This is a genomic window from Neopararhizobium haloflavum (assembly GCF_002750855.1).
Taxonomy (GTDB): domain Bacteria; phylum Pseudomonadota; class Alphaproteobacteria; order Rhizobiales; family Rhizobiaceae; genus Georhizobium; species Georhizobium haloflavum.
Genome location: NZ_NWUC01000006.1, coordinates 232,242 through 245,553 on the forward strand (window position 1 = coordinate 232,242; position 13,312 = coordinate 245,553).

Below are 13,312 nucleotides of genomic sequence, written 5' to 3' on the forward strand. Positions count from 1 at the left end.
TGAAAGGAATAATCTGTTAACCCTAATGCTTCGTTAATTCGGCGGCTCGGCCGCTTTCCATCCGACCAAGGACGATCTTTCGTGACCTTTCCTTTTGACCGCACCCCAGTTTTCGCAACCGATCCCGGAGAGACGCTTCCTGCGTGGCTCATCGGCCCTGACGACATGAACCGCCTCCCGCCGAACGTTGCGTCTTGGGCGAAGGCGTCGGGCTTTGCCGCACGCAGTGGTGAAACGCTTATCGTCCCGGACGGGGAAGGCCGGTTGGCGGGGGCCGTCCTGGGTCTGGGCGGCAAGGTGAGGGACCCGTTTGCCGCCGGAAAGCTTGCCAAGAATTTGCCCTCGGGCAACTGGCGGCTGGAAACCTTCGATACCGACGCCGAGGCAGCGGCGCTTGGCTATGGTCTCGGAAGCTATCGGTTCTCCCGCTACAAGAGCGCGAACCACAATGGAGAGAACGAAAGGCCGCTGCCACGCATGGCGCTGCCCGGCGGCAGTGACCGTGCGCGGATGGAGCGTCTGCTGGCCGGCAGCTTTCTCGCCCGCGACCTGATCAACACACCGACCAACGACATGGGGCCCGAGGAGCTCGATGCGGCGTTCCGCGCGCTCGGACAACGTTTCGGGGCAGACGTCACCGTCATATCGGGCGATGCATTGCTGGAGCGCAATTTTCCGATGATCCATGCGGTCGGTCGCGCCGGCGCGCAGGCTCCCCGGTTGCTCGACCTCAGCTGGGGTCGCGCCGACGCGCCCAAGGTCACGCTTGTCGGCAAGGGCGTGTGCTTCGATACAGGTGGTCTGGATATCAAGCCCGCCGCCGGCATGCTCCTTATGAAGAAGGATATGGGCGGCGCGGCCAACGTCATGGGTCTTGCCATGATGATCATGGACAGCGGTATGGACGTGCGCTTGCGGGTCCTTGTGCCGGCCGTCGAGAACGCAATCGCCGGCAATGCATTTCGGCCGAGCGATATCCTGACGAGCCGCAAGGGCCTGACGGTCGAGATCGGCAATACCGATGCGGAAGGGCGCCTCGTGCTGGCCGACGCGCTGGCACTGGCCGATGAAGAATCGCCTGACTTACTGGTCGACATGGCAACGCTGACCGGCGCTGCGCGCGTCGCACTCGGCCCCGATCTGCCCCCGTTCTATACCGACGACGAGGCGTTGGCCGCCGAAATCGCCGAGGCCTCCGCGTCGACGCACGACCCGCTGTGGCGTCTGCCCCTCTATCCAGCCTACGATGCCGATCTCTCCAGTAAGGTGGCTGATCTCAACAACGCGCCCGGCGGCGGGTTCGCCGGTTCGATCACCGCAGCGCTTTTCCTGCGCCGTTTCATCAAACAGGCGAAAAGCTGGGCCCATTTCGACATTTATGGCTGGAATCCGAAAGACAAGCCGCAGTCGCCGGTCGGCGGCGAGGCACAGGGCATTCGCGCCCTCTACGAGCTGTTGGAGGCGCGCTACGCCGCGTAAACAGCTTTCGCTCCCGTCACATTCGGCCTAAAACGATACGGACCCGAAACAAGGGCTGATCGAAAAGGCGGGATGATGGCCATCGAACTGCGACCTGCGATCGCGCTCGACCTCTGGCACGAGGCAACGCTCGCTTTGGTGCGACTGGAAGGGCACGATCTGTCGTTGCGCCAGATGGCGATCCTGCTGCATGTTTATCTCGTGCCGCCACCCCACACGGTGCGCGGCCTTGCAGCAACGCTTTGCGTCACCAAACCGGTGATTACCCGGGCGCTGGACACGCTGGGCGAGATGGGATTTGTCACCCGCGTGCGTGACCCCGTCGACGGGCGCAACGTGATCATCAAACGCACGGTCGAAGGCGCGCTTCACGCCGAGCGCATTGGCGACCTGATCGTGGCTGTGGGAAAACGGATCTAGGAAAACCATGATGGATAAACCCGACAGGCGGCTCCACGCCTATCGTGACGATCTGGCGGACACGGCACTCAAGGGCCGCGTGTCCTCGGCCCGCTACGTGGCAGGGAAACCCGGCTTTGTTGCCGTGCCGTGCGCAGATATGCGACCGCGCCCGGATCTTTCCTGCGGCATCGACACACAGGTTCTGTTCGGCGAAGCGGTGCGTGTTTTCGAGGCAGACGGCCAATGGGCCTGGGTGCAATCGAAGATCGACGGCTATGTCGGCTATGTCGAAAAGAAGGCGATCGCCGCCGCGGCCGCGCCGACGCACTGGGTCGTGGTGCCGCGCAGCTTTGCGTATAGCCGCGATGATCTGAAGAGCCCGGTCAGCCATGCCCTTTCCATGGGAAGTCGCGTCCATGTGGTCGACTGGGCCGAAACGCGTGGCACGCGCTATGCCGTCTTGACGGACGGGACGGCTGTCGTTGCGGCCCACCTTGGAGCGGTCGACGCGCCCGCCGGTGACGACCACGTCGCGATCGCCGGCCGATTCATCGAGACACCCTATCTCTGGGGGGGACGGTCGGGCTTCGGTATCGATTGCTCCGGTCTCGTCCAGCTTGGCCTGATGATGTCCGGCATTCACGCGCCGCGCGATTCCGACATGCAGGCCGAAAGTCTCGGCAAGCCCGTGGACGAGCGCGATTGCCGGCGAGGCGATCTGATCTTCTGGCACGGTCATGTCGCGATTTTCGAAGACGAGGATCATGTGATCCATGCCAACGGACACACCATGAGCGTTGCGCGCGAAAGCCTGAAGGATGCAATTGCCCGGATCGGCCCGGTCTATGGTCGACCGACGGGTTTCCGGCGACCCGTTTGAAGCCCGCCACTCAGTACTGGGCGCTGCGGTCCACCACGTTCTCCAGGTCGCCGCCTGCTTCCAGGCGCTCCATCTGCCGGATCATCGGCGGGACGAGATGAGGCGGCGATGAGGCGGCGGCCGCATGCGGTGTGATGAAGACGCGCGGGTGCTGCCACAAGAGACTTTCCGGCGGTAAAGGTTCGGTCTCGAAGACATCGAGCGAAGCCGCCGACAACACGCCGCTGTCGAGCGCCGCGAGAATATCGGCTTCCTTCTGCAGGGCGCCGCGCCCGGCGTTGATCAGCACCGGCGCGCCTCGCCCGTCCACCCGCTTCATCCTGGCAAACAGCGGCGCGGAAAGGATGTGCCGGGTCTCCGGTGTCAGCGGCAGCAGGCAAACCAGAATGTCGGCGCCGGCAAGAAACGCATCGAGCTGGCCATCGCCGGCATAGCCCTTGACGCCCTGTGGCGGCGTCTTCGCGCGCCGCGACCACCCAGTCACGCGGAAGCCGAGCGCCGCGAGCTTCTTCGCCGCATCGAGGCCCAATTGGCCAAGGCCCATGATGCCGACGGTCACCTCGCTCGCCGCGCGCTGGTCGCGATCCTCGCGCCAGACCCCGCGCCGTTGCTGGTCGCGATAAGCCGGGCCCTGGCGATGATGATCGAGCACCTGCCACACGACATATTCGCTCATCCGCAGCGTGAGGTCGGGCGATACGACCCGAACGATCGGTACCTCCGGCAATTCTTGATCATGAAAGACATGGTCGACACCCGCGCCGATCGAGAAGATCGCCTTGAGGTTGGGCAGTCGGTTCAACACCCCGGTTGGCTGCTTCCAAACGACGGCGTAATCGATCGTCGGATCGCTCGATCCCGCCGGTTGCAGCACGATCTCCCGATCCGGCGCGGCATCGCGAAGCGCCTCGAGCCAGACGTCGGGCGACCAGCCGGTGACGGAAAGAAGAATGCGGCCCTTGCCTGAAATCATGCGTCCAGCGTCGCCTCTTTCGGGTGGTCGGAATGCGGTGCCGTCACTGGCTGACCGCATCCTTCTTCACCGTTTCCAGATCGAAGGCTGCTGCCATCAGCGCCTTGGTATAGTCGGTGCGGGGGGCGTCGAAGATCTGGTCGGCCGGTCCGCGTTCCACCACCTGCCCGTTGCGCATCACCATCACCTCGTTGGCGAGCGCGCGGACGACCTTGAGATCGTGGCTTATGAACAGATAGGCGAGATCGTGCTCGGCCTGCAGCTTGCGCAGAAGGTCCACCACCTGCGCCTGAACGCTCATGTCGAGCGCGGAAGTCGGCTCGTCCAGCATGACGAAGCGAGGCTTCAGCACCATCGCGCGGGCGATCGCAATGCGCTGGCGCTGACCGCCGGAAAATTCGTGCGGATAGCGCCAGCGTGTGTTTGGGTCGAGCCCCACCTCGGCCAGTGTGTCCGCCACCCGCCTGTCGCGCTCCGCCGCGCTTAGCGTCGGTTCATGGATCGCCAGCCCCTCGGCGACGATTTCCGCCACGGACATGCGGGGACTGAGTGAGCCGTAGGGATCCTGGAAGACGACCTGCATGCGGTTGCGCAGAGGCTTCATCTCCTTGAAGGAGTATTCACCGATCGACTTGCCGACGAAGGCAATCTTGCCTTCAGAGCCGATAAGCCGCGTCAGCGCCAGACCGAGCGTCGTTTTCCCGGAGCCGGATTCCCCGACGACGCCGAGCGTCTGGCCCGCGCGAAGGGTGAGGTCGATGCCGTCGACGGCCTTGACGTGGTCGACGGTGCGCCGCAGGAACCCCTTCTTGATGGGGAACCAGACCTTGACGTCATTCCCCTCGAGCACGATCGGTGCGGCTGGATCGGTTTCCGGCGCCTGGCCCTTCGGCTCGGCGGCGAGCAGATGTTTCGTATAGGCGTGTTGCGGCGCTTCGAATATCGTCGCTGTGGGTCCGCTTTCGACGATCTGCCCCTTGGTCATGACGCAGACCCGGTCGGCGAACTTGCGCACGATGCCGAGATCGTGGGTGATGAACAGCATCGCCATGCCATGGCGATCCTTGAGATCCTTCAAGAGCTCGAGGATCTGCGCCTGCACGGTGACGTCGAGCGCGGTTGTCGGCTCGTCGGCGATCAGGAGCTTCGGTCGGTTGGCAAGCGCCATGGCGATCATCACGCGCTGTCGTTGGCCGCCCGAAAGCTGGTGCGGAAAGGCCGCCAGACGTTTTTCAGGATCACGAATGCCGACCTGCCGCAGAAGGTCGATCACCTGATCGCGCGCCGCCTCTTCGCGGATGCCCTGATGCAGCGCAAGGATTTCCGCGATCTGCCGCTCGATCGCATGCAGCGGGTTGAGCGACGTCATCGGCTCCTGGAAGATCATCGTGATGTCGTTGCCACGCACACGCCGGAGCGTCTTGATATCGGCGGACAACAGATCCGTGCCGTCAAAGACGATCTTGCCGGACGGGTGGCTTGCGGCTGGATACGGCAGCAGCCGCAGAACCGACATGGCCGATACGGATTTTCCCGATCCCGATTCGCCGACCAGCGCGACGGTCTCGCCTTCATGGATGTCGAACGAGATATGATCGACCGCCGGTATCGTTCGCCCTTCCTGGTGGAAAGCGACGGACAGATCCTGAACGGAAAGAAGCGGAGTGGAATTCGTCAAAGCGCTGCCCCGCGGGTACCGATCGGACGTGTTCCTGCAAGCCCTGCGATTTTCATCAGATACACTCCCTCATCGGAAAGTCTTGCGCGGGTCGAAGGCATCGCGGGTTGCCTCGCCGATGAAGATGAGCAGCGAAAGCATGATCGAGATGACGAAGAAGGCGGTAATCCCCAGCCAGGGTGCCTGAAGATTGCGTTTGCCCTGGGCGATGAGTTCGCCGAGTGATGGCGAACCGGGCGGCAAGCCGAAGCCGAGGAAGTCCAGCGAAGTCAGCGTCGTGATCGAGCCGGACAGGATGAAGGGCAGGAAGGTCAGCGTAGCCACCATGGCGTTCGGCAGGAGGTGGCGGAACATGATCGTGCGGTTGGAAACACCGAGAGCGCGCGCCGCGTTGACATACTCGAAATTGCGCGCGCGCAGAAACTCGGCGCGCACCACGCCGACGAATGCGACCCACGAGAAAAGCAGCATGATGCCCAGCAGCACCCAGAAGCCGGGCGGCAGGATAGCGGCGATGATCAGCAGGATGTAGAGCACGGGGATCGACGCCCATATCTCGATGAAGCGCTGCATGATCAGGTCGACCCAGCCGCCGAAATAGCCTTGCACGGCGCCCGAGGCGACGCCGATCACGGCAGACGCCGCCGTCAGGATCAGGCCGAACAGCACGGATATGCGAAAGCCGTAGATGAGTCGTGCGGTGACGTCGCGCGCCTGATCGTCCGTGCCCAGCCAGTTCATGTTGCCGAGCGTACAGTTGGGGTCCTCCGCACCCAGCGGATAGGCCGAGCATCGGGTCTCCGCGTCCATCATCCAGAACGGAGCGGTCGGCGCGGAATGCGGAATATAGGAATTGGCCGTCTGGTAGGAGTAGCGTATGGGCGGCCAGATCATCCAGCCATTGGCGTTGATCTCTTCCTGGATGAACGGGTCGCGGTAGTCTGTCCTGGCCAGGAACCCGCCGAACTTCTCTTCCGGGTAGTCGACGAAGACGGGATAGAGCATCTCGCCCTTGTAGGAGGCGAGGATGGGCTTGTCGTTGGCGATGAACTCGGCGCCGAGCGCCATCACGAAAAGCACCAGGAAGATCCAGAGCGACCAGTAGCCGCGCCGGTTGGCCTTGAAGTTCTGCCAGCGCCGCTGGTTCATCACGGAGAGCCAGCGCCGCGGCGGTCGGGCCGGGGCGGCCGTGACATCGGCGCCCGTTCCCGGTGTTTCGACGCGTGCGCGCTGCTCTTCGGGCGGGATCGGTTGGGTCACGGTCATATCAGACATCCCTCCGCTCGAAATCGATGCGCGGATCGACCCAGGTATAGAGCAGGTCGGACAGGAGCCCGATAAGCAGGCCCATCAGCGAGAAGATGTAGAGCGTGGCGAAGACCACCGGATAGTCGCGGCGCACGATCGACTCGAAGCCCAGCCGGCCGAGGCCGTCCAACGAGAAGATCGTCTCGATCAGCAGCGAACCGGTGAAGAAGGCCGATATGAACGCTGCCGGAAAGCCGGCGATGATGATCAGCATCGCGTTGCGGAAGACGTGCCCGTAAAGAACCTTGCGCTCGGAAAGACCCTTGGCCCGCGCCGTGGTGACGTATTGCTTTCGAATCTCGTCGATGAAGGAGTTCTTCGTCAAAAGGGTGGTCGTCGCGAAGGCCGCGAGCGCCAGCGAGATCAAGGGCAGTGTCAGATGCCAGAAATAGTCGATGATCTTCTGCCACCAGGAAAGCTGCTGGAAATTGTCCGAGACGAGCCCGCGCAGCGGGAACCAGTCGAAAAACGAACCGCCGGCGAATAGCACGATAAGCAGAATGCCGAACAGGAAGCCGGGCACCGCATAGGCGATAATGATCACGCCCGAAGTCCAGACATCGAAGCGAGAGCCGTCTTCCACGGCCTTTCGGATGCCGAGCGGGATCGAAACGATGTAGGAGAGCAGCAGGATCCACACGCCGAGGGAGATCGACACCGGCAGCTTCTCGATGATCAGGTCGATGACCGTCACGTCGCGGAAATAGCTGCGCCCGAAATCGAAGCGCAGGTAGTCCCAGATCATCGTCGCGAAGCGCTGGAGCGGCGGTTTGTCGAATCCGAATTGTTCTTCGAGCTGCGCGATGAAGGCGGGGTCGAGGCCCTGGGCGCCGCGATAGCGCGAATTCCCCCCATCGCCGGTGAACTGCTCGCCCGCCATGTCGCCGCCGCCGCCGGAAATACGCTCCGACAGGCCGTCACCCTGCCCGGTCAGTTCCGCGATGACCTGCTCGACAGGCCCGCCCGGTGCAAACTGGATCACCGCGAACGAGATCGCCATGATGCCGAAAATCGTCGGCACCATGAGAAGAAGGCGTCGAAGAATATAGGCGCCCATCAGGCCGTGCTCCGCGATGTCGCAACTGCGCGCCCCTGGCGCCCCGCGTCTCTAAGCCTTGCCAATCGCTGCCGCCTTTTCCTCGTCATGCCACCACAACTGCTCCACCGGCCAGCCGTAGTCGGGTTTCGGTTCCTTGAAACCGAACTTGTCCCAATAGGCGACCAGGTGATTCGCCGAATACCAATTTGGAATCCAGTCGAGCCTGGCCCGCAAGACCCGATCCATGACGCGCATGACCGTTACGAGCCCCTCTCGGCTCTCAACCGCGGCCAGCCGGTCGAGCAGCTCGTCATAAACCTCCGCGCGCACGCCGGGAAGGTTGTAGGTTCCGGGGCTGGTTGCCGATCGGCTCGAGAAGAATTCATCCATGCTTTCGGCCGTCGGCGTGGGTCCGAACGACATCGCCATCATCACCATGTCGAAGTCGTAGTCGGTCATGCGCGCGTTGTATTGCGCCGGATCGACGAGGCGTATCGAGGCGTCGATGCCGATCCGCCGCATGTTCTGGACGAACCCGGCATGCAGACGCTCGAATATGCTGCCCTGGATGAGGATCTCGAGCGTCAAAGGCGCGCCGTCGAAGAGCACGGCACTCCCGGACCGCTCGAGCCCGGCCGCTTCGAGCAACCGTGCCGCCTCGCGCAAAAGGGTCCTGTCGCGGCCGCTTCCGTCGGAAACGGGCGGTATGGCTGGCTCGCCATAGGCGCCTTCCGGTACGTCTGCCTCAAGAGAATCGAGCAACGCCTTTTCCGCATCCCCCGGCGGTCCTTCGGCCTTGAATTCGGAGTTCTCGAACTGGGAATGCGACCGGCTGTAGACGCCGTAGAAAAGCTTGGCGTTGGTCCATTCGAAATCGAAACAGAGATTGACAGCCTGCCGGACCCGCCAGTCGTCGAAGGGCGGACGCCTCTGGTTCAGCGCCCACGCCTGCATCGATGGCCTCAATTCCTTGGCAAACTCCGCCTTGACCACGCGCCCCTCTTCTATGGCCGGGAACGTGTACCCGGTTGACCAGACCTGCGCCACGGCTTCCTGCCGCCAGTGAATGTCGCCTTTCTTGAAAGCCTCGAATTCCGCCAGCCGTTCTGAGAAGAACTCGATGCGGACCGTGTCGAAATTGTTGAGACCGCGCATCGTCGGCAGGTCGGCTGCCCAGTAGTCCGGCACGCGCTCATATTCGATGAACCGGCCTGATTCCACCCGCCCCGGCCGGTAGGGTCCCGACGACAGGGGGATATCCAGTGTCGAGGAATCGAATGTGTTGGCGGTGTAGTAGAGTTCCGAAAGGATCGGCATCGCTGCGATGGCGAGAATCGCCCGGGCCGATTGCCGCCCGTCATAGGTGAGTTCGACGGTCGCGTCGTCGAGTGCGGTCGCACGCTCCATCGCGCGCAGCGATGTCGCCAGTGCCGGGTGCCCGTCGCTTTTCAGAAGATTGAGAGAGAACGCCACATCGCTGGCAGACAGTTGAGTCCCGTCGTGAAATCGCGCCTCCGGCCGAAGACCGAAGCGGAAAACGTTTCGATCTTCGGAGATTTCGACCCATTCGGCTGCATGGCAATAGAGCGAATCCGGCTCGTCCAGCGCACTGACCATCAGCGTGTCGAAGCAATTTTCCATCCGCGGTGGCGCATCTCCGGAAAGAACGAAGCTGTTGAGCGTGTTGAAGGTTTGCGGATTCTGGTTGTAAAGCCAGGTCGGCACCGCAAGATGGATCCGTCCACCCTTGGGTGCGCTGGGCTCGACGTAGTCGAAATGCGCAAAGTCGGTCGAATATTTCAGCTCGCCAAAGGCGGATAGGCCGCTGAGGCGCTGGCCCACCGGGTTCTGGGCAAAGGCGCCGCTCATCGTGATTGGCAGGGTCCACAGCCCGGCCGAAGCGGCCGCGCCTTTGAGCAGCGTTCGCCGTGATAGCGCCAACGCACGCCTGGCGCTCATTCAGCCCTCCTCGCCGGGCTGCGGCGCCTCGGCGGCCGCCTTTGACCACCAGATATCGGGAAAGCCGATCGAATATTCCGGCAGTTCGTCCGGTCGACCAAACTTATCCCAGTAGGCAATCCGCGCGGTCCGCGAGGTATAGCTCGGCACCACGTAGTGATGCGCCAGAAGGGCCCGGTCGAGCGCCCGGGTCGCGGCCACCAGCGTGTCCCGGTCGTCGGCGAAAACGACCTTCTGTATGAGGGCGTCGATACCTTCGTCGGCAATGCCTGCGAAATTCTGCGATCCCTCGCGGTCTGCCGAGCGCGATCCCCAATACTCCCACTGCTCATTGCCCGGCGAGAGCGACTGGCCCCAGCCGGCATAGATCACATCGAAATCGCGCGAGCGGATGCGGTTGATGTATTGCGACGGCTCGATCGTGCGCACCCTTGCGCTGACGCCTATGCGACGGAGATTTTCGACGAAGGGAAGTGCCACCCGCTCGATCGTCGGACCGTTGAGGATGATCTCGAATTCGAAGGGCTCGCCGGTCTGCGCATTCACCATCCGATTGTTGCGGATCTCGTAGCCCGCCTCGCCGAAAAGGCGCACGGCTTCGCGCAGGTTGTCGCGCATCGCCTGCGGCCCTCCGCCTACTGGGTTTTTGTACTCGGTGGTGAAAACCGTTTCCGGCAGCTTGTCGCCGACGCTTTCCAGGATTTCCAGCTCCTCCCCCTGGGGCAGGCCATCGGAGGCAAGCTCGGTGCCGTAGAAATAGCTATCGATCCGCTCGTAAGCGCCGTAGAAGATGGTGCGGTTGAGTTCCTCGAAATCGAATGCGTAGTTGAGCGCTTGCCGCACGCGGGGATCCTGAAACTTCTCCTGCCTGAGATTGGGGATGAAGCCCACCAGCGAGCCGGACGAACGGTAGGGGTTCTCCAGTTCTTCGCGAACGACACGGCCATCCTGAGCGGCCGGGAATTCGTAACCGGTTTCCCATCGCAGCGCGGCGTTCTCGAACCAGTAATCGAAATTACCGGCCTTGAAGGCCTCGAACTCGACACTGCGGTCGGCGAAATAGGTGTAGTCGATCCGATCGAAATTGTTCGTCCCGATCCGCACCGGCAGATCGGCGCCCCAATAGTCCTCGACCCGTTCATAGGAGACGTCCGAGCCCGGCTGGAAGGAGGACAGCTTGTAGGGTCCGGAACCGAGCGGCGGCTCCAGCGTCGTGGCGCCGATGTCGCGCGGCTGACCGTTCGGGCCTTCGCCTTCCCACCAGTGCTTGGGCAGGATCAGCAGTTGCCCAACGATTTGCGGCAGTTCTCGATTGTCGGTCTGGTCGAACGTGAAGGTGACCTCGCGCTCACCGGTTACTTCGGCTCCGGTGACATGTTGATAGTAGAACTGTCGCTGGGGGTCGAGTTCGATCGCCTTTTCGAAACTCCACACGACGTCTTCCGGTGTCACGGGTTTTCCGTCGTGCCATTGCGCCCCCTCCCGCAAACGGAACGTGACCGAGGAATAGTCGTCGGGGTAGCTCAGCGCTTCGGCAAGCAGGCCATATTCGGCGGAAACTTCGTCCATGGACGGCTCCATTAGCGTCTCGTAGACGAGTGTCAGGCCGGAAGCGAGTTCTCCGCGCGACAGGAGCGGGTTGAAGGTGTCGAAGGACCCGGTCGCGGAGAGCCGCAGCGTGCCACCCTTGGGCGCGTCAGGGTTGACGTAGTCGAAATGGTCGAAGCCCTCCTGGTATTCCGGCTGGCCGATCAGGGCAACGCCATGCCGCCACTGCCGGTCGGGTGCATCCTGAGCGTCTGCTGGCAGGGCATGCACACCGCAAAGGGCGGTGATCGCGAGAAGGCTCGCCACCTGCGCAATGCGCGTTCCCAGGATCGTCGACATGGATAACTCCTCTTGCGGGGCGGGTTGCGCGTCTTGCCTCTCTCCGCGAGGCAGCGAGTGCGCCGCTCGCGCCCAACCCTTTCTCACGGCCACCATAGGCCAAAATGTGACAAAGAACAGGCTGGCGCCATAACGCCCGCGTGATCCGGCACCATAGGCCCTGAAAGCAGAAAAGCCCGGCTCGGGCCGGGCTTTTTCGAAGCATTGAGAGTGGTTTTCATTCGCCGGGCAGGGGTGCCGGCTCGGCAGCGTTGCTGCGCAGAAAGGCAATCAGGTCGGCCCGGTCGGCGTCGTCGCGCAGGCCCGGAAAGGCCATGGATGTGCCCTGAACCTCGTCGCGCGGCGCCAGCAGGAATGCATCGAGCCGGCCGTAGTCCCAGGCAGCATCGCCCGAAGCATATTCGGTCATGGCGTCGGAGTAGCTGAAACCCTCCGCGCTTGCCACCGGACGGTTGACGATGCCGTGCAGGTTGGGGCCGACGCGGTTCTGGCCGCCCTCATCGACCGTATGGCAGGCTTGGCAGCGTCGAAAGATCGCCTCGCCATTGGCCGCATCGGCATCTGCCAGCAGCGCCACGGCCGGGCCCTGTTCGCTGCCAGCATCGGCTGCCTGCTCTTCGGCGTCATCCTGCGCGGCGGCATCTTCATCGCTGGCAGGGGCCTGCTCGTCATCGGCCGGCGCTTCTTCACCTTCTGGCGCTGCATCGTCACCCTCGGCGGCCGGCTGTGCCTCGCCGTCCTGGCTCGTGGCGTCCTCGCCGGTGGCGGTCGCGGGTTCTTCCGTGCCCGCCTCCACGCCCTGTGCGGCATCTTCGCTGGTGGCCGCATCGCCTTCGCTCGCCGCGTCGCCATCGGCCGTGCCCGCGTCGTCGGACGGTGAAACTTCTTCGCTCGGCGTTTCAGCGCCGGACTGCTGCGCTTCCGCACCGGCGTCCTCGCTCGCCGTATCGCCAGCGGCTTCGCCTTCTGCCGCCGCATCCTCGGAGGCGCCGTCGCCGGTTGCCTCTTCTCCCTCGGCCGGCTCGCCTTGTCCGGAGGCGTCGCCTTCGGGGGCGGCTTCCTCACCTTCGGCCTGAGCTTCACCTTCGGTGGCTGCCTCGCCTTCGCCGCCCTCTTCTGCGGCAGCTTCCGGCTCCGGCAGGGGTGCCGGATCGCTGGCCTGCTCGCGCAGATAGGCGATCACATTGGCCAGTTCCTCTTCGCGCGAAAGGCCGGCAAAGCCCATGGCCGTGCCGCTGATGTAGCTGCGCGGATTGGCCAGGAAGCCTGCAAGGTGCTCGTAGTCCCACACGACTTCCCCACCTTCGGAGAACTCGGTCATGGCCGGCGAATAGCTGAACCCTTCATGGCTGGCGATCGGCCGATTGACAACGTCCCAAAGGCCGGGCCCGACCTTGTTGGCGCCGCCTTCTTCGATCGAGTGGCACGACGCGCACTTGGCGAACGAAGATTCGCCTGCTGCCGGGTCGGCGCTGGCCAGAAGCTCTGCGATCGGCGTTGCCTCAGGTGCCTCGCCGCCGCTCTCGGCCTCGACCACCTCGATCGCGAAACCTTCCTGCTCGGGCGCTTCGGAATGAAACAGGGCGTCCGACGCGAGCGACACCGACATGACGACGAAAACGGTGCCGAGAAACGCGCCGGCTGCCATGTTCAGATAAGAGGAGTTCATTCCCTAAACGCTCCTTCACGGAATGCCTGATCGGCACT

The 13,312-nt window shown here is 63.3% G+C and carries 10 protein-coding genes; 3 read left to right on the forward strand and 7 right to left on the reverse strand.

Annotated features, from left to right (window positions below; genetic code table 11):
• Nucleotides 1-81: 81 nt before the first annotated feature.
• The 3 genes from CN673_RS14605 to CN673_RS14615 all read left to right on the forward strand — a co-directional run bounded on the left by CN673_RS14605 (nucleotide 82) and on the right by CN673_RS14615 (nucleotide 2,761).
• Nucleotides 82-1,479, forward strand: a complete 1,398-nt coding sequence (locus CN673_RS14605) for a leucyl aminopeptidase family protein (RefSeq protein ID WP_370853052.1) — start codon at nucleotides 82-84, stop codon at nucleotides 1,477-1,479.
• 75 nt (nucleotides 1,480-1,554) lie between these two features.
• Nucleotides 1,555-1,899: a MarR family winged helix-turn-helix transcriptional regulator gene (locus tag CN673_RS14610; protein ID WP_099867207.1), complete on the forward strand. Its 345-nt coding sequence runs from the start codon at nucleotides 1,555-1,557 to the stop codon at nucleotides 1,897-1,899.
• Nucleotides 1,900-1,906: 7 nt separating this feature from the next.
• Complete coding sequence (locus tag CN673_RS14615; protein WP_099867092.1) at nucleotides 1,907-2,761, forward strand: C40 family peptidase; 855 nt, start codon at nucleotides 1,907-1,909, stop codon at nucleotides 2,759-2,761.
• A gap of 10 nt (nucleotides 2,762-2,771) precedes the next feature.
• Here CN673_RS14615 and CN673_RS14620 read toward each other — a convergent pair whose 3' ends face one another.
• The 7 genes from CN673_RS14620 to CN673_RS21570 form a co-directional block, all read right to left on the reverse strand.
• On the reverse strand, nucleotides 2,772-3,734 hold the full coding sequence (locus tag CN673_RS14620) for a 2-hydroxyacid dehydrogenase (RefSeq protein WP_099867093.1): 963 nt from the start codon (nucleotides 3,732-3,734) through the stop codon (nucleotides 2,772-2,774).
• 43 nt (nucleotides 3,735-3,777) lie between these two features.
• On the reverse strand, nucleotides 3,778-5,412 hold the full coding sequence (locus CN673_RS14625; RefSeq protein WP_099867094.1) for an ABC transporter ATP-binding protein: 1,635 nt from the start codon (nucleotides 5,410-5,412) through the stop codon (nucleotides 3,778-3,780).
• A 69-nt stretch (nucleotides 5,413-5,481) separates the two neighbouring features.
• A complete protein-coding gene (locus CN673_RS14630; protein WP_099867208.1) occupies nucleotides 5,482-6,561 on the reverse strand; it encodes an ABC transporter permease in 1,080 nt (359 codons plus the stop codon).
• Nucleotides 6,562-6,679: 118 nt separating this feature from the next.
• On the reverse strand, nucleotides 6,680-7,777 hold the full coding sequence (locus CN673_RS14635) for a microcin C ABC transporter permease YejB (protein ID WP_099867095.1): 1,098 nt from the start codon (nucleotides 7,775-7,777) through the stop codon (nucleotides 6,680-6,682).
• A 51-nt stretch (nucleotides 7,778-7,828) separates the two neighbouring features.
• Nucleotides 7,829-9,718 carry an extracellular solute-binding protein gene (locus tag CN673_RS14640; protein WP_099867096.1) on the reverse strand — a complete coding sequence of 630 codons (1,890 nt, stop codon included), beginning with the start codon at nucleotides 9,716-9,718 and terminating at the stop codon, nucleotides 7,829-7,831.
• On the reverse strand, nucleotides 9,719-11,605 hold the full coding sequence (locus CN673_RS14645) for an extracellular solute-binding protein (RefSeq protein ID WP_099867097.1): 1,887 nt from the start codon (nucleotides 11,603-11,605) through the stop codon (nucleotides 9,719-9,721). It abuts the gene before it with no gap.
• A gap of 217 nt (nucleotides 11,606-11,822) precedes the next feature.
• Complete coding sequence (locus CN673_RS21570) at nucleotides 11,823-13,274, reverse strand: c-type cytochrome (protein WP_370853053.1); 1,452 nt, start codon at nucleotides 13,272-13,274, stop codon at nucleotides 11,823-11,825.
• Nucleotides 13,275-13,312: the final 38 nt, after the last annotated feature.

Bases quoted from the DNA above. Each gene is read 5' to 3' on its own strand.
- CN673_RS14610 (WP_099867207.1), top strand. From the start codon at position 1,555: ATGGCCATCGAACTGCGACCTGCGATCGCGCTCGACCTCTGGCACGAG.
- CN673_RS14620 (WP_099867093.1), bottom strand. From the start codon at position 3,734: ATGATTTCAGGCAAGGGCCGCATTCTTCTTTCCGTCACCGGCTGGTCG.
- CN673_RS14615 (WP_099867092.1), top strand. From the start codon at position 1,907: ATGATGGATAAACCCGACAGGCGGCTCCACGCCTATCGTGACGATCTG.
- CN673_RS14630 (WP_099867208.1), bottom strand. From the start codon at position 6,561: ATGAACCAGCGGCGCTGGCAGAACTTCAAGGCCAACCGGCGCGGCTAC.
- CN673_RS21570 (WP_370853053.1), bottom strand. From the start codon at position 13,274: ATGAACTCCTCTTATCTGAACATGGCAGCCGGCGCGTTTCTCGGCACC.
- CN673_RS14640 (WP_099867096.1), bottom strand. From the start codon at position 9,718: ATGAGCGCCAGGCGTGCGTTGGCGCTATCACGGCGAACGCTGCTCAAA.
- CN673_RS14635 (WP_099867095.1), bottom strand. From the start codon at position 7,777: ATGGGCGCCTATATTCTTCGACGCCTTCTTCTCATGGTGCCGACGATT.
- CN673_RS14645 (WP_099867097.1), bottom strand. From the start codon at position 11,605: ATGTCGACGATCCTGGGAACGCGCATTGCGCAGGTGGCGAGCCTTCTC.